This window comes from candidate division KSB1 bacterium, from assembly GCA_016214895.1.
GTDB lineage: Bacteria > Electryoneota > RPQS01 > RPQS01 > RPQS01 > JACRMR01.
Window position 1 is genome coordinate 41665 of record JACRMR010000017.1, and the last position, 16501, is coordinate 58165.

Genomic DNA, 16501 nt, shown 5'->3' on the forward strand with positions numbered 1-16501 from the left:
GGGTGACGGGAGCCAGCCCGGGTGTACCGGGCAACAATGCTTGCCCCGGCTTCGCCATTCCCGCGCTGCCCTACACGTACACGGGGAATACGTTGTACGCCGGAACGGACTACGACCTGCAATGTTCCGGGGGTCCGTCCAGCGTCCACGATGTCGTGTTCACGCTCAGTGTTCCCGTGCTGACACAGGTGACGGCCTCGCTGTGCGCGGGAACGTTGTTCAATGCGCAGCTTTTCGTGTTCGCCGGCCCCACTTGCCCGGGGATCTTCTTGGCGGCGTGCAGCTACAACGATTGCGGAGCGGACTTCCAGCGCGGGACCGCGACGTTCCTGGCGCAGGCGGGGGGAACCTACTATCTGATCGTGGGGGGAGGGGTGGCTCCGGCCTGGGGCGCGTATGAGCTGGTGGTCTCCGGCGTCGAGGCGCCGCCGAATGACGACTGCCCGGGCACGCTGATCACCCAGTTGCCGTACTCCGATGCGGGAAGTACGGTCGTCGCCGAGGACGACATCGACCTCAGCTGCGAGGCCGGTGATCCCAACACGAACGAGGTGGTCTATGAACTCACCTTGGCAGAGTGCTACGAGGTCACGGTGTCGCTGTGCGGCTCAAGTTTCGACACGCAACTCATCGTGCGCTCGATGGCCCCGTGTCCCGGCTCCTATCCGACGGTATGTAACGATGATTACTGCGGGTTGCAGAGTCAGGCCACGTTCGTCGCGCGCGCCGATTACCACTATTTCATCACCGTGGATGGGGTGAGTCAAACGGGGAACTATGTCATCAACATCAGCGGGACGCCGCTCGCGACACCGCCCAACGATGTTTGTCCGGGGACGCTGATCTCGACGCTGCCGTTCAACGATACCGGCAATACCGGGTGCGCGACGAATGACTATGCGTACGCCTGCCCGGTGGCGGACCATCGGGAGGTGGTCTATACGCTGAATCTATCCGAGGCGGGCGACGTGACCGCGTCGCTGTGCGGATCGGATTACAACACCATGATGGTCGTGCGGTCGGGCGGTGAGTGCCCGGGAACGACGGCGGTGGTGTGCAACGATGATTACTGCGGGCTGCGGAGTCAGGTGACGTTTCCGGTGACGGCGGGGACCGATTACTATCTGCTGGTGGACGGTGTCGGGCAGACGAACGGGATCGGGACGTATGTGCTCGACGTGACCATGCCGCGACCCGAAAACGACGCTTGTCCCGGCGCGGCAATCACGACGTTTCCGTTTGAGTATAGCGGCAACAACGCCAACGCGCTGACGGACTACGGGGTGAGCTGCGCGGTCCCCGGCACGCACGATGTCGTGTTCAGCTATTTCGATACGGGCGCTTGCTATGCGCAGGTCACGGCGTCGCTGTGCATGGGGACCTACTTTGATGCGCAGATCTATGTGCGGGCGGGCGGGCCTTGTCCGGGCGACGTCGCGGTGGATTGTGACGATGCGTCGTGCCTGATCGCCGCGCGCGGGGTCTTGACGTTCATGGCCGCGCCGAATGTGCCGTACTACCTGCTCGTGGCGGGCAATGCCGCGGCCGGTGCATCCACCGGCGATTACGAACTGAGCGTAACGCGGACGACGGCGCAGTCGCCGCCGAACGATGCCTGCCCGGCGACGGTGATTCCGGCGTTTCCATACACCGACTACGGCAGCACCGCCTGCGCGACGGACAACTACATGGCCAACACCCATGACGACGGGCGCGAAGTGATCTATCAGTTCAGCCTGCCGTCGTGCTCCCGGATTACGGCCTCACTGTGCGGATCGACCTACGACACCTACCTCAGTGCGCGGGAGGGCGTGAATTGCCCCGGCACGACCTTTTATGGCAACGACAATAGCTGCGGACTGCAGAGCGAGCTGTCGTTCGTCCGCCATAGCGGAACCTATTGGCTCGCGGTGGGGGGGACCAACGACGAGGCGTTTGGCAACTACGTGCTCAACGTGCAGGCGACGTCGCTGAACGGCAACTCGAGTTGCCCGTATGCATGGATCATGAGCCTGCCGTACGAAGCGGACGGCAGTACGCTGTGCGCGGCCACAGGCCTGTATCCGCACCGCTGCGGAACGGACAGTGCCTATCGCAATGTGGTCTATACGCTGGCGGTGTCCGGTTGTCAGCAAATTACCGCGGCGCTTTGCGGATTGGATTTCGATACCCAGATCATGGTCCGCGCCGGCGGAGCCTGTCCCGGCGACACCGTAGTGGCCTGCAACACCGGCGATGGCAGCTGCGGCGGCTTCGGCAGTCAGGTGGAGTTCACCACGCAGATCGAGGAGCAGTACTACCTGCTGGTGGGCGGAAATCAGGCGCTGGCCGGGGATTACCATCTGAGCGTGACCGGGGCGCCGTGCGCGCCGCCGGCGACCGTAGAAGGTCTGATTCTGATGCCGCGGACGGCTCCCTCCAGCATGGCCCTGAGGTGGCGGACGGCTCCGGGTGCGGTTGCTTACCGGGTCTATCGCGGTGATACCTATGATTTTCCAGTGGACTTCACCCATGTCATCGCTACGGTGGCGGACACGCAGTACGTGGATGCCGCCGCAATCCAGCCGTCTCTGCCGTTCCGGTACTACGTCGTGACGGCCCTGTCAACCGAGCCGCGCTGAGTCCCGACGGACCGCGAGATCTCCGCTGCGGACGTGTAAGTTCAGCAGGGAGTGAGCGAAGGTCGGCTCGGCGGGAGCGGCGCAGCAGGGATGAGGGATGAGAGTCGAGGGATGAAACGGGCTTAGACGCTGTGGCGCACAACACAGGCCGGATCCGAAAGGGTTCGGCCTGCGCTTTTCACGTACGATCCATTGCAACCTGCCGCCGCCGGGCGGCACACTCTGTACAGCGCAGATTCTGCCTCTGTAGATGAACATATGAACGTGCCACGATGGCCGCGATCTGCCTCGCCTCTGCGGCGAGGTGGCAGGAGCGCGATGTGGGTAAGCAGAGCTAAAAATTACAAGCTCGTAACGAAAAGCAAGGTGAGATAATCTGAGAAATTATGAGTTGACTACGAGAGCGCAGGTGTTATATTATGAACCCGCGCAAGAAGAGGCGGAAAGGCGGAAATCCGGACAGGCAAAAAGCCCGAATTACCCCGCTGTTCGTCTCGTTTGGGGCGGCTGCCTATACGGTTCCGAATCTCCGATTCTTCGGATTTAAGATATACCCACCTTCATGTCCCACTCCGACGTCTCCGCAGCCGAAGCGCTGTGGCAGGGAACGTGCGCGCTGTTCCGCCCGCAGATCCCCGAGCAGAGCTTCACCACCTGGATTCAGCCTGTCACGGTACTTCGCTTCGTTAACAACCTGTTGCACCTCGGTGCACCGACTCAGTTCCACCGCGAATGGATCGAGGGACACTACTTGCCCGCCCTTGAGCACTGTTTACGCGATCATTGCGGCGGAGACGTGCGCGTGAAGCTGGAGGTCGTCGCGCGGGCCAGGGACGAAAATCCAAAATCGAAAATCGAAAATCCGAGGGCCGAAACGGGCGAGGTTGGGGTGACCGATGCAACGGAGACCCCCTCCTGCTCCCCGGTGAACGGAGGGGAGACTCATGGCATCGCCGCGCGCGGGACGCGTGGGCTGAGTGCCGATGAGACCCCCTCGCACCCCACCGTCAGCGGAGGGGAAGGAACGGTTTCGCAGCTGAATCCGCGTTACACCTTCGAGAATTTCGTCGAGGGGGACTCCAACTCGTTTGCGCGGGCGGCGTGCATGGCGATGGCGGATTTCGCACGTAAGTGCCCGTGGAATCCGCTCTTACTCTATGGCGGAACGGGGCTGGGAAAGACGCACCTGTTGCAGGCGATCGGCAACAAGCTCGAACAGCGCAGCCGTCGGCAGCGGGTGCTGTATGTGACGTCCGAACGCTTTACCCAAGAGTTCATTCATTCGGTGCGAACGAGTAACACGACTGAATTCGCATCGCGCTACCGTACGATCGACCTGCTTCTGGTCGATGATATTCAGTTCTTCGCAGCGAAAGAGCGCACGCAAGTAGAATTTTTTCATGCGTTTAACACGCTCTATCAAGCGGGGAAGCGAATTGCACTGACTTGTGACCGGCCGCTGGCCGAGTTGGCGGGATTTGACCAACGCCTGATCTCGCGCTTTGATTCGGGACTGGTCACTAACATTGATCCGCCGGATTACGAAACGCGGGTGGCGATTCTCCTGAGCCGCGCGGAGCAGGACGAGTTCCCGTTGACCAAAGAGACCGCCGACCTGATTGCGACGCACGTGACGCAGAATGTGCGAGAATTGGAGGGGGTCTATGTGACGCTGGCGGCACGCTGTCAGCTCTCGCGAATCCCGCCGACGATGGAGCTGGTCCGGGATATCATTCGCGCGCGGACCGGGCAGGCTGGCGGACGACCACCGGCGGAGAAGATTCTCGAAGTGGTTTCCGAGCACTTCCGCATGAGTATCGAGGCGCTCAAAGGGCCGTCGCGCAAGAAGGAGCTGGTGTTTGCCCGGATGATGGCGATCTCGCTGATTGCCGAGCTGACGCCGCTCTCGCTCAAGGCTATTGGTCAGCTCATCGGGGGCCGCGATCACTCCACGGTCATTCATGCCCGCGATACGATCGACGGACGCAAACAGGCCCACGATCCGGAAGTGAAGGCGGCCATGGATGCGCTGCTGCAACGGCTCTCGCTGCTGACGCTGATGGGAAGACGAGGGTGAGACACTGCTGAGCTGAAGGCCGGTTTCCGATTCCGGCGGAGTCTCCCGACTCCGGTCGGGGTCTGAAGCTCGCGCACGGCTGGATGGGCTTGTTGCTGAAAGGCGCTCGCCGAGCCGTGCGTCCCCGTGCGGACGGAATCTGGGGCATTGGATGCCGATTGAAGCACAACTGAGTTTGACTGCCGTCAATTCCGGCGGGGACACAGTCCCCGCTCGGCGGATTCCGATTTCGGCAACAAGCCCGGATGACGCTATGAATGCGGGGCACATCAATGCTGAAGAGATGTGCCGCCGCCTGCAATGATATCAATGCTCAAGAGATGTGCCGCCGCGAGCGACAATGGATGCCCGGGCTGGCGAAGCTCGCGTCCTGCTACGGGGGCTCTTGGGCAAAAAGTCTAATTCACAGAGCTATCCACTCGGGTGTTGAAACGGTGCGGTGGCGGTGTGGATAGGGGGTCGATAACGGTGGACAGAGTTGGCGTGGGTCAGGTGGTTCCACCGCGGGAACGGAAAGTCGAGAGGTATTTGGGTAGTTATCAACTGGTCATTGAAGATGTAAACGTAATTAGATTATATAGTTTACTTGACTTTTCCCGCTATCCACAGGCTCTTCTAACTCTGCGAGTTTCTGAGTATATTGAGAGATTGCAGAGTAAGAGCTGAAGCTCGAAGAACCTTCGGCGTTCCCCATACGGGAGGGGGGCGAAGCGCATGCGGCACTATTTTGTGGTTACGCTTGTGGTTATTCTGTTGGGTAGTGCGGGTTCGGTCCGGTCGCAGGATCCGTACTGGGGGTTTTTGTTGCATCCAGAGGAGCTGGCGGACACACTGCACGCCGAGGTCAGCCAGTTCTCAAGTTATGACCGGAATGGGGGGAACGACGACTACGCGAACTTTCTGTCCATCGATCCGGACGGCTTTCGCGTGATGTGCGATGTTACGGGTCCAGGGGTCTTGACGCACATGTGGTGTACGCAGCGGTCGATTCCGGACACGATGCGCTGGAAGATCTACGTTGATAATGGGACCGTGCCGCTGTTTGATTTGCCGATTCACGAGTTATTCGGTCATCACCTTCCGTTTACTCCGCCACTTTGCGACACGGTGAATTACTCGCGGTATTCGTATGTTCCGATTCCGTTTGCCGGGCGGCTGAAGATTACATCGCACATGCACGGCGGGATCTACTACCAGCTGGAAGTCCTGCGCTATGTGAACGGCACGCCGATCACTTCGCTGACGAATCCGCCCAGCGCGGACTATCTGGCGCGGCTGGACAGCTTGCAGGAGCGGTTTGCCAATCCCGCTCAGCCGCCCGAGTTGGGTGGAGCGGTGCAGGTGATCGCGGGCACACGAAATGTCAGCCCCGCGGTTACCGATACGATGGTCGGATACACCGGCAACGGAACCTGCCGACGGGTCATGTTGCTGCTCGGGGAGCACACGGCAGCGTTGCATGACAGTCTGTGGATCCGGGTGTATAGCGACGACTACCCGCTGCCGGTTCTGAACGGCCCGGTCAATTCGCTGTTTGGTGCCGCGAGCGGCTGGCGACCGTTTCAGTCCGCGGTCAGCGGGATGAGCGGAGATACGCTCTATCTGAATCTGCCGCTGCCGTTCAAACAATCGCTGCGCGTGGAAGCCGAGAATCGCACCGCCACTACCCAGGCGGTGACGGCGGTGCTCGAAGTCGTGGCGCGCGCGGAAAGTGAAGTCAAGCCATTCCGCTTGCAGAGCTTCTATCAGCAGGCCGCGTCGAATCCGGCGTTCCGGCTGTACGAAGTGCTCAATCAACGCGGCGCGGGGAACTTCGTCGGCATGTTCTGGCAGATGATAGGGACCGATCACCGGACGATAGAGGGTGACGAAGCGATCTACCTGAACGGTGCCAACTCTCCGCAGTGGCGCGGCACCGGCATCGAGGGCTATTTCAACGGCGGTTACTTGTGGACGAACTTGCAGGGACAGGTCGATCCCCATCAGCTTACTGCGCACGGGTGTCTGTATCTGGGCGGTGGCCAGGCGGCGGCGTATCGCTGGCACGTGGCCGATCCGGTGCCGTTCGCGGACGGTTTGCGCATGACGCTGGAGTGCGGCGGGTACCGTGAAGTGCCCGCGAATTATCAGACGACGGCCTTCTACTATGCGCCGCTGCCGCGCTGGGCCGTGAGCGACGTGAGCGGCGATGGTCAGAGCTATCCCGGCGAGCCATTGCGGTTCGTGGGTTACGGGTTGGCGCCGCAGAGCTGGCTGGAGGGCGCGACGTGGGGCGGAACTGATCTGGTGCTGACCAACGGTGACACGGAAGTACGCGCGAGCGGCGTGATTGATTTCACCGTGATTTCGCCGGTGGGCTTGGACGGTACGGCAGCGCTGACCGTCAGGTTTGCCAATGGAACCGAGACCGCCGCCGCCGACTGGCGGGTCAGCTCGACGCCGCTGTTCACGTTCCGGCCCGAGCGAATGGATGCGGATTCACTGGTGTTCATGGCGGATACGCTGAGCGTCTCCCTGCACGGAATCCCGGCGGGGCAGTCGGCGACGATCCAACAGGCTTCGCACACTTTCGCGTGGGTTGATCCCAGCGTGATCGCCGATCTCACGGGCAGGCTGGAAGGCCGGGTGGTGATTCCGGCCGGACTTCCGGTGGGCGAATTGGTACTCCGCAGCGAGAACAATGCCGTGGCGGATCACGCGCTGAAGCACTATCAGCTGATTCGCTATGAAGCGGAGGATTTGGTCACGACGGCCTGGCGGGGGAGCACGTACAGCGACCGCTTCGCGCCCACCTGGACGCCGGCCGGGCAGAGCTACCCGTGGGGTCGCAACGTGGTGCGCTGGCTGCGCGGTACGGGAATCGGCGACTCGCTCAGCCTGGCCTTCACGTTTCCCGACAGCGGCAATTACCGGACGTGCTACTTCTTCGCCGCAACCACGGGGGCGACGATCGTGCAGACGCTGATCGACGGCGTGCTGGATGTGGTGTCGTTTGATACCTACCGGCTGGACAACGGTTGGCGCATTGCGCGCACGGATACGGTGTGGGGACAGTGGCGCGTGATCGGACGCGGCCCGCATACGCTGACCGTGAAGGTCACCGGCCGGAACGACGCGGCGACGGCGTGGGAAACCTGGTTCGACCAGTTTGCGATCGGCTCCGAATTTCCGCAGGACGCACGCGAGCGTCCGGCCGAGCTGCCGGGGCGGTTCACGCTCGAACAGAATTACCCGAATCCGTTCAATCCGTCCACGCAATTCAGCTTCACGGTGCCGCGTGCGAGTGACGTGCGAATCGTGGTCTATGATCTGCTCGGGCGGCAAGTCGAACTGCTCGCGGATCGTCACTATCATCCCGGCGAATACACGCTGACGTGGGATGCGTCGGCACTCGCGAGCGGGTTGTATTTCGTTCGCCTGGAGGCGCCGCAGACGCAGATTGTCCGGAAGGCGATGCTGCTCCGATAGGGATGGGGGACGGAATTCCGGAACCGATTCCGGGCGGGTAACGCGCGGGTCAGGTGTTTAGGTTTCGGAAGGAGTGTGCGCTAACCCGCCGCGGCGGGGAAGGTGTGTGTCATTCCGGACTTCGTCCGCGAAGGTCCGGAAACTCTCGGAGAGGTTCTGGACGCCCGCGTTGCGGTGTCCAGAATGACAGAAAAGACCGCAGGGGCCAAACCCGGTTCCGGCAGGGTCTGAAGACCCTGCTGGGGGTGATCGTAATGGCGCACTGAGTGCGCTCGGAGAAATTACACAGGAGGGCTGTATGAACTCCGTGTGGTGGGCGATCGTGGCGGTGCTGTTCTTTGGCATGACGGCATGGGCGGATGATCCGCTGCAGTTGACGATCTATGCGACGGGAAACGGCGACTCGCTGGTTCTGCGCTGGGTCGAGATTGCCGATGCCACGGAATATTGGGTGTATGCGGGGGAGCGTGCCGATGATGACTACCTCGTGATCGGCGGGGGCGGCGAGCGGATGTACGCGGACGAAGACAAGGGGCATTCGTCGCGGTTTTATCGAGTTGAAGCGCTGAAGTACGATGGGACGTACGTTTTGCTGGCGCGGTCGGACACGGTGGGGTATTTCACTTTCGACATGCCGATGTCCGGTTACTATTCGTTCGGGCTGCCGGGATTCGAGTTTCTCGACTTGACCGAGGCGAACGAACCGATTTGGTGCACGCGGTCGTTCAGACCTTCAGACATTCTGGATGAACAACCCGCGTGCGGCAACCTAGTCACGGCCGATCGCGTGATTCGACAGGGCGGGGGCTTCTCCTATCGGAGTGAGTATTCGAACTGTGTGTGGGCGGGTTCGCTGGAGACCCCGCCGGTGATGCGGGGGTCATGCGCTTACTGGTACCAGGCCTGGTGGCAGTTTCCGCCGCGGTTGGTGTTGGCTGGCGTGATGCATCCGTGCTCGGCGCTAGTGGTGGACAGCTCGGTAGTGAATCCGAACTCGTATACGCCGTATTCGTGGGCGACGGTGCGGAATCTACCGCGTGAACAGGTCGGGGCGACGCTCTTGGACGCCGGGTTTCTGGGCGGCACCATCAGCACGTCGGACAAAGTGATTGAGCAGGGCGCGGGGTATATGTACTACAACACGGAGGCGGGAGCGTGGCGCGGGTCGCTGACCGAAATCAAACCGGTGAAGGCGTACTGGATTCAGAGTAAGCATGTGACCGGGTTTACGTATCGGTGGAGGCCGGAGTAGAGAGGGATGAAGCCGGTTCCGAGCGGGGCATGTCCACTGCGAAAGAGACATGCCGCCGCGAGGATTCCCCCCTTGATCCCCCCACAGGATGTGGGGGGAGAGTCCGATGTTTGTAATTTGTCGTTTGATCATACTGAGGTGTTCATGAAGTTCTCGGCTTCTCAAAGCGCATTGCTGTCCGCCCTCTCGACCGTGGCGGGCGTGGTTCCGGCCAAAAGTCCGATGCCGGTGCTCACGCATATTCTGGCAAAACTCGACAAGAACGAGCTGACGCTGTCCGCGACGGACCTCGAAGTCTCGATGGAGACCAAGCTCGAAGTCAAAGGTGAACGCGACGGCACAGCATTGCTGCCCGCGCGCAAGCTGCTCGACCTCGTGCGCGGCTGGGGCGGCGACGGCCTGATGAACGTCGAAACCAAGGACAGCGATCGACTGAATGTGCGCGACGCCGGCGGCAAGCTCTATCAGCTCGCCACCGAAAACGTGGCCAACTACCCGAAGATCCCCACGCTGGAAGCGTTGCCGGTCTTCAAGTTTGACCGCATGCGGCTGAAGCGCATGATCGAAAAAGCGATCTTCGCCGTCTCGCAGGATGAACTGCGGCCGCAACTCACCGGCGTCTATGTGCAGGCGGTGGCGGGCGAACTGCGGCTGGTCTCCACCGACGGGCACCGGCTGGTCAAGGTGAGCGCGCTCAACACCACCTATGCGGGCGACGAAAAGACCGCGATCGTGCCCAAGAAAGCGATGCAGAGCGTGCAGCGTGTCTGCGAACGCGAAGGCGAAGTTGAGGTCGTGTTCGCGGGCAATCAGATCGGCTTCCGCGTCGGCCATACTACGCTGATCTCCAAGCTGATCGAAGGCCGCTATCCCAACTACGAAGCGGTGATTCCGCAGGGCAACAACAACACGCTGACCGTGGGCGCGGACGAATTGGGCGGGGCCGTACGCCGCGCGGCGATCGTGTCCAACGAAATTTCGCGGCAGATCCGGCTCAAGTTAGACAGCGAGAAGATTCAGATTCACGTCGAAGACGCGGAGCAGGGCAACGAAGGCGAAGAGTCGGTGCCGTGCAGCTATGACGGCGACCCGATGGAAGTCGGCTACAACGCGGCCTACGTGATGGACATGCTGAAACAGATTCCCACCGGCGAAGTCGTGATGAAATTAGGCGGACCGACCTCCGCCGGAATCGTCACTCCCGCCGAACAGGAAAAAGATGAAAACCTGCTCATGCTGATCATGCCGGTTCGCTTGAACTGACCGGCAGGGACTCGTTCGAAAGCGGATGCAGGAAGCGGGGCGGGTGTGCGGCACCCGCCTCGTGTGCTCTCAAAAGTCACCAAGTTGGTTGACTATCCCGGAATCCCTTTCATCGATTCCCGAGTCTAAGTAACAGAACCCGTGAAGTTCAGTCGATCAGGAGGGCGTAAATCCGCCATGAATAGTCGTATTTTGAGTCTGATGCTGCTGGGTGTGTTGCTGGCCCTTGGCTGTGCCAGAATGCGGTCGGATACGATTCCACTGACCACCAATTCCGCCGAGGCCAAACAGCACTTTCTGAAGGGCATGGAATATGCCGAGTGCGCCAAACGCGACGCGGCGCGGGCCGAATTCGCGGCCGCGGCGATGATCGACTCGGACTTTGCCATGGCCTATGCCGGACTGTCCATGGTGCAGCCGAATGCCGGGGAGATGGTCGAGGTCGCCTCGCAGGCCGAGACGATGTCCCGTCCCGAAGAACGCAGCAAGCCCGCCCGTTCCGGCTTCGGAATCCGGATCGACGCCTTCGCCGGAAACAAAGTCTCTTCGGACCTCGTGGGCCAGGCCACCAAACGCATCAACAAGGTTTCCGACGGCGAACGGCTGTGGATCCTCAGCCTGCAGGCGCAGCTGAACGCGGACAGGCGCGCGCAGTTCGAGGCGTGCTCGACCCTGGCGGCCCACTATCCGAAGGATGAACGAGCGCACCGCTTGCTCGGCGACTGCTATGCCGAGGCGCAGCAATACGACGAGGCCATTGCCGAATATCAGCGGGCGATCGCCCTGAAGCCGGCCTGCCCCGCAGCGTATAACATGCTCGGCTATTACTGCGTGCGCAAGGGCGACATGAAGGCCGCGGAGCAGGCCTTCAAGCGGCAGACGGAGATCTTGCCGGGCGAGGCGAATCCACGGGATTCGTTCGCGGAATTCCTGTTGACGCAGGGCCGGTACGCAGAATCGCTGGATAACTACAAACAGGCGCTGGCGCTGGACCCGGGCTTCGTCAACGCGCGGGTGGGCGCGGCCACGAACCTGATGATGCTCGGCCGGCACGACGAAGCGGTGCCCTATCTGGTGCGAGCGGGAGATGATTCGCTGGCCGCCGAAGCATGGGGGCTGCTGAAGCTCGCGAAGGTGTTTTGCTGCTACGACCGCGGCGATCATGAGCAGGCGCTCAAACTGATGCGCGAGCAGGTCGAGTATTCGCGGGCGGCGCAATCGCCCTATGAGACGGTCCAGAACCTGAACATGCTGGGCCGAATGTTACTGGTTCGCCGTCAGTTTGCCGACGCCAAGCAGGTTTTTCAGGAACAGAAGCGGGAATGTGACGCCGCGGGCTTTCCGGCCGCGATCCGGCGACGGCAGGAGGCCGTGCAGGCTGCCGTCAACGGGTGTATCTACGAAGCGGTCTCGGGTGACGTGGCTGCCGCCCGGCACTATGCCGACAAGTTATCGCAATTGGTCGCGACCTTGAGCGATCCGTATTTCCGCGAACTGTCGCATTTCTGCACGGGACTGGTCGAGTACCACGACGGACACTATGCCCAGGCGGTCACGGAACTGGCGCAGTCGAGTCCCCTCGATGCATTCAACCTGTACTATCTCGGGTTGGCCTATGAGAAGAGCGGAGATCTGGCCAAAGCACGGGAATCGTTTGAGCGAGCGAGTGTTCCTAAAATGTTGAATAACCTAAACTTCTATTTGGCGCGGCCGGATGTCGCGGAAGCGCTCAGACGCACAGCCGCTTTCGCAGAAAAAGACCAACCCGTACGGACCTGAGTCCTTGCGGCGCTGACGGATTATCGAGGCCTTCCGAGGTCAAATCAGGACCCAGACCCGGAAAATACACGACAGCGCAAAAACGTTTGTAACCGCAAACAGGATATATACTTAAAGACCGCCTTCGGGCGGTCTTTTTTTTGGAATTCAGAGGCGAATTTCGTATATTAACTTGGTTTAGCCCGCCCACATCGTTGTGGATTTCAGGACGCCCAGTTTTCAGCGCAACGGGCTGGGTGGCGTGGCCTGGCCATACGCCGCCGGGCCCGGTTAAGTCGGCGCAACCCGGACGGAATCGGATTACGCTTCCGCCGAACCACCTCTGTCCCCGTGAGCGAGGGGGAGAAAAGAACATGCAACGAATTCTTTTCGTAATCGTACTTGCGGTATGTTGGCTCGGACTCGTTTGCCCGGCCGGACCCGGAACCGTCCGCGGGCAAACACCCGACGCGGTCGCTACCACGCCAGCGCCGCCCGGCGGCGAACTGCATGCGGTTTCCGTGCCGGCACCATCGCTGCGACATAATGCGTTCGCGATTCCCGACGAGCAACCGGTGTCGGTGTATCTGCCGCCGTCGTACCGCTCGTCATCCCGCAGCTACCCGGTCGTGTACTTTCTCCCGGGTTTCGGCGATCTGGTTCACTACTACACGCTGTGGGGCGTGTACGGATTCTCGCTCCAGCCGATGATGGATCAGCTGATCGGCGCGGGGAGCGTGAACGAGATGATTGTCGTCATTCCGAACGGCAGCGACTTCCTGCAGGGTAGTTTCTATGTCAACTCACCGCTCGCAGGAGACTGGGAGTCGTTCATCGTGCGCGACGTCGTCTCCTATGTGGACGCGCACTACCGAACCCTGCCCGCTCCGGCAGCGCGGGGGATCTCGGGACATTCGATGGGCGGGTTCGGCGCGCTCTTCCTGGCAATGCGTCACCCGGATGTGTTCGGCGCCGTCTATGCCCTGTCGCCCGGACTCGCCGCCCCCGATGGTTTGAAGCAGCATGACATGTTTGCTGATCCGGTGCGAATCGAGAGGACGCTGGCGCTGATGGACACGTTGTCCCGGCTGCCGGAGCAGGAAGCTAAACTCCTGCTGATGTCGAGAGTCAACGGGATGCTGAACGCCGCGGACTTGACCGGAGTCTTCGCGATCGCCTATGGAATCACGTTTGCGCCCCGAACTGACGGCAAACCACCGTTCTTCGAGTATCCGTATCATGCGGTCCAGGGGACCGTCGCGCTCGATCCGGTGGTATGGGCGCGCTGGGAATCCGGATTCGGCGACCTGGCGGGCAAAGTCAGAGACTACAAATCGAATCTGCTGAAGCTCAACGCCGTGGTGATTGATGTCGGAACCCGTGATGAACACGCGTGGATTCCGCCGGGCTGCCGCGAGTTTGCAAGATTGCTGACGGCGAACAAGATCGCGTGCCGACTGGTGGAGTTCGAGGGGGCGCATCAGGACCAACTGAAGCAACGGCTTGAAGAGCACCTGCTGCCGGAGCTGTCACGCGCGCTCAAGCACACGCCGTAAGCCACATGCGACGAACCGAGCGGATGACTCCCATTGGCGATCTGATTACGCGGATCCTGCAGCGCAAGGGCTGGCAGGGGCACGTGCTGTCCGCGCGCGTCGCCACGCAATGGGAAGCCATCGTCGGTCCGGTCAATGCCTTGCACACCAGACCCGCGAGGATCGAGCGCGGCCGACTGACCATCGAATGCGATCATGACACCTGGCGCACCGAACTGCAATTCCTGAAGCCGGAGATCATCGAACGCGTCAACGAAGTGCTGGGCAAGGATGCCGTAAGGGAAGTGTTTTTGAGGTAAACTTGAAACGTGAAACTTGAAACGTGAAAACCACCCAAATCATCGCATGCACCCTCGTCGTGTTGTTCATGGTCGCACTGGCGGAGCCCAGCCTCGCGGATACGACGTGGGTGGCGGCGGGGGATGTCTCCGGGACGTGGACCGCGAACGGGAGTCCGTACCTGGTGTCAGGAGGGATTAGCGTCGCGCAGTTGGATACCTTGCGCATCGAGGCCGGGGTCCAAGTCCTGTTCCTCGATTATGGATGGGTCGAAGTGGTTACGGGCGGGGCATTGATCGCGACGGGTACCGCGACCGATTCGGTGGTCTTCACCAACGGCCCGGGATCCGCGCCGTGGTGGCGGGGAATCACCAGCGCGCCGGACGCGACGCTCGAATTCGCGTATTGTCGGATGAGTCTCTCGCGCGGGACCGGGACACCCATGAAGGCGACAGGCTGCCGCGTCAGGCTGGAACACAGTGAATTTAGCAATTGTGTGACCGATTATGTGGACCAGAGCGGGATCGGGGGGATTGCGGCGTTCATCGGCTGTGATGTGGAACTCCGGTCCTGCCGGTTTGAAGCCAACTGGCCAATCGGCGGTACACTGTGGTTCGGCAATGAATGCGTGGCAACCGTCGAAGACTGCGTGATTCGCGAATCGCGTTACTGGGGCGGCGAGCACTTCGCCGGGGGAATCTGCATCGGCAGCGGAACGATGGCGACGGTCAGGCGGTGCGTGATTGAAGACAATGATGGAGAGGGAATCAGTGTGGGCGAGGCCGACGCGCTGATCGACTCGTGCACGATCCGCGACAATCACAGCGCGAGCCCTGGCGGCGGGATCTATGTCGGGAGCAGTAACGCGCGCATCACCAACTGCCTGATCTCGGGCAACCACAGCGAGCAGGACGGCGGGGGTGTGTATGTTTCCTACGGTGAGGTCCAGATCGATCATTGCATCATCGCCGGGAACTCGGCCGCTGTCGGGGGCGGACTGGCCACGACTTACTATCCGGTGCTCACGATTTCGCGCACTACCATCGTTGAAAACTCCGTTACGGCTTCCGGGAGCGCGATCGAGATGGCCTACCCGGATTATACCGTGCTGACATCGTGTGTGATCGCTCGTAATACCGGCGCGGCGGCGGTGGCGAACCCGCCATCTGCTATTTGGAATCGATGCGGCGTGTTCTACAACTGCTTCTTCGAGAATCCGGATGGCAACTTCGCGCAAAACCCCGACCCCGATGCACTCGGCGTTGTCAGCCGTGTCAATGACAACCGGGACTCGTGCGATGTGCTGTACAACCTGTATCAGGATCCCGGCTTGCTGGATCTGGAAGGCGGCGACTACCGGCTCAGCGAGGATTCGCCGTGCATCGACGCGGGACAGCACTCGTTACCCCGCGATCCCGATTCGACGTTCGCGGATATCGGCGCATTCTATTACCACCACACGGTCCGGGCGGATGAACCCGGTCGGCCCGTACCTGAATTCGCGCTCGGCCAGAACTACCCGAATCCGTTTAACGCGACGACCACGATTCCGTTCGAGCTGGCGCGGGCGGAACGTGTGACGATTACCGTATTTGACCTGACCGGCCGAATGGTGACGACGCTGTTTGACGGGCAGGCGGCCGCCGGAGGTCATGTGATTCGCTGGAACGCCGCCGCCGAGGCGTCCGGAGTCTATTTCTGTCAACTCAAGACCCAAGACCGTGGCCACACGCAAAAACTCCTGCTGCTCAAGTAAGTTGCTCCTGCTGGCGCTACCGATACTGTTGTTCGCCGCCATGCTCACAGCGGACGAAACGCAGACCGACATCACGCGTACAACTGTCGCGCTGACCGGCGATTCCACGCGGGTTTATCTGCACGTTACCGCCGAGACGAGCTACGGCTGGTTCTGGCAGCGCTCCACGGGTCGCGCGTACACCACGAGCGACGTGAAGGGCAAGCAGCGCGTGAAGGTCGATAAGCTGTGCCTGACCTTGATGGCGCACGACACGACCACGCAGTGCGTGGAACAGGCGGACTCCATCGTCGTCACCGAAAAGAAACGCGGGATCGCGATTCCCCGCCGCACCGTCCGCCTCAGCGCGATCACGGAAGGGCCGGTGCTGGGGCCGGAGACGATGGAGATCAGGCCGTGAATGGCTGAAACACCGAAACTGCCGAATTTGTTGGCAGGCATTTAGGACATGGCGGTATCATCTATGAAACA

At 61.2% G+C, this 16501-nt stretch carries 10 protein-coding genes; all 10 read left to right on the plus strand.

Features of this window, described 5'->3' with window-relative positions:
* The first annotated feature begins 2 nt into the window (after window positions 1–2).
* Window positions 3–2621, plus strand: coding sequence for a hypothetical protein (locus tag HZB60_09270; GenBank protein MBI5059950.1), 2619 nt, complete (start codon window positions 3–5; stop codon window positions 2619–2621).
* 562 nt (window positions 2622–3183) lie between these two features.
* Window positions 3184–4698: a chromosomal replication initiator protein DnaA gene (gene dnaA / locus HZB60_09275; GenBank protein MBI5059951.1), complete on the plus strand. Its 1515-nt coding sequence runs from the start codon at window positions 3184–3186 to the stop codon at window positions 4696–4698.
* 714 nt (window positions 4699–5412) lie between these two features.
* The gene (locus tag HZB60_09280) at window positions 5413–8166 is read left to right on the plus strand and encodes a DUF2961 domain-containing protein (protein ID MBI5059952.1); all 2754 of its coding nucleotides are present in this window, start codon (window positions 5413–5415) and stop codon (window positions 8164–8166) included.
* Between the two features lie 298 nt (window positions 8167–8464).
* Window positions 8465–9418 carry a hypothetical protein gene (locus HZB60_09285; protein MBI5059953.1) on the plus strand — a complete coding sequence of 318 codons (954 nt, stop codon included), beginning with the start codon at window positions 8465–8467 and terminating at the stop codon, window positions 9416–9418.
* Window positions 9419–9562: 144 nt separating this feature from the next.
* Complete coding sequence (gene dnaN, locus HZB60_09290) at window positions 9563–10681, plus strand: DNA polymerase III subunit beta (GenBank protein ID MBI5059954.1); 1119 nt, start codon at window positions 9563–9565, stop codon at window positions 10679–10681.
* A 177-nt stretch (window positions 10682–10858) separates the two neighbouring features.
* Window positions 10859–12460, plus strand: a complete 1602-nt coding sequence (locus HZB60_09295; protein ID MBI5059955.1) for a tetratricopeptide repeat protein — start codon at window positions 10859–10861, stop codon at window positions 12458–12460.
* A gap of 353 nt (window positions 12461–12813) precedes the next feature.
* On the plus strand, window positions 12814–13995 hold the full coding sequence (locus HZB60_09300; protein MBI5059956.1) for a hypothetical protein: 1182 nt from the start codon (window positions 12814–12816) through the stop codon (window positions 13993–13995).
* A 23-nt stretch (window positions 13996–14018) separates the two neighbouring features.
* Window positions 14019–14294 (plus strand): DUF721 domain-containing protein, encoded by a 276-nt coding sequence (locus tag HZB60_09305; GenBank protein MBI5059957.1) that lies wholly within the window; start codon window positions 14019–14021, stop codon window positions 14292–14294.
* A gap of 23 nt (window positions 14295–14317) precedes the next feature.
* Window positions 14318–16030, plus strand: a complete 1713-nt coding sequence (locus HZB60_09310; protein MBI5059958.1) for a right-handed parallel beta-helix repeat-containing protein — start codon at window positions 14318–14320, stop codon at window positions 16028–16030.
* Window positions 15996–16430, plus strand: coding sequence for a hypothetical protein (locus HZB60_09315; protein MBI5059959.1), 435 nt, complete (start codon window positions 15996–15998; stop codon window positions 16428–16430). Before HZB60_09310 ends, HZB60_09315 begins: the two co-directional genes overlap by 35 nt.
* Window positions 16431–16501: the final 71 nt, after the last annotated feature.

Excerpts from the sequence above, each read along its gene's own strand:
- HZB60_09305 (MBI5059957.1), top strand. The coding sequence starts at position 14,019 with ATGACTCCCATTGGCGATCTGATTACGCGGATCCTGCAGCGCAAGGGC.
- dnaN (MBI5059954.1), top strand. The coding sequence starts at position 9,563 with ATGAAGTTCTCGGCTTCTCAAAGCGCATTGCTGTCCGCCCTCTCGACC.
- dnaA (MBI5059951.1), top strand. The coding sequence starts at position 3,184 with ATGTCCCACTCCGACGTCTCCGCAGCCGAAGCGCTGTGGCAGGGAACG.
- HZB60_09280 (MBI5059952.1), top strand. The coding sequence starts at position 5,413 with ATGCGGCACTATTTTGTGGTTACGCTTGTGGTTATTCTGTTGGGTAGT.
- HZB60_09295 (MBI5059955.1), top strand. The coding sequence starts at position 10,859 with ATGAATAGTCGTATTTTGAGTCTGATGCTGCTGGGTGTGTTGCTGGCC.
- HZB60_09285 (MBI5059953.1), top strand. The coding sequence starts at position 8,465 with ATGAACTCCGTGTGGTGGGCGATCGTGGCGGTGCTGTTCTTTGGCATG.
- HZB60_09300 (MBI5059956.1), top strand. The coding sequence starts at position 12,814 with ATGCAACGAATTCTTTTCGTAATCGTACTTGCGGTATGTTGGCTCGGA.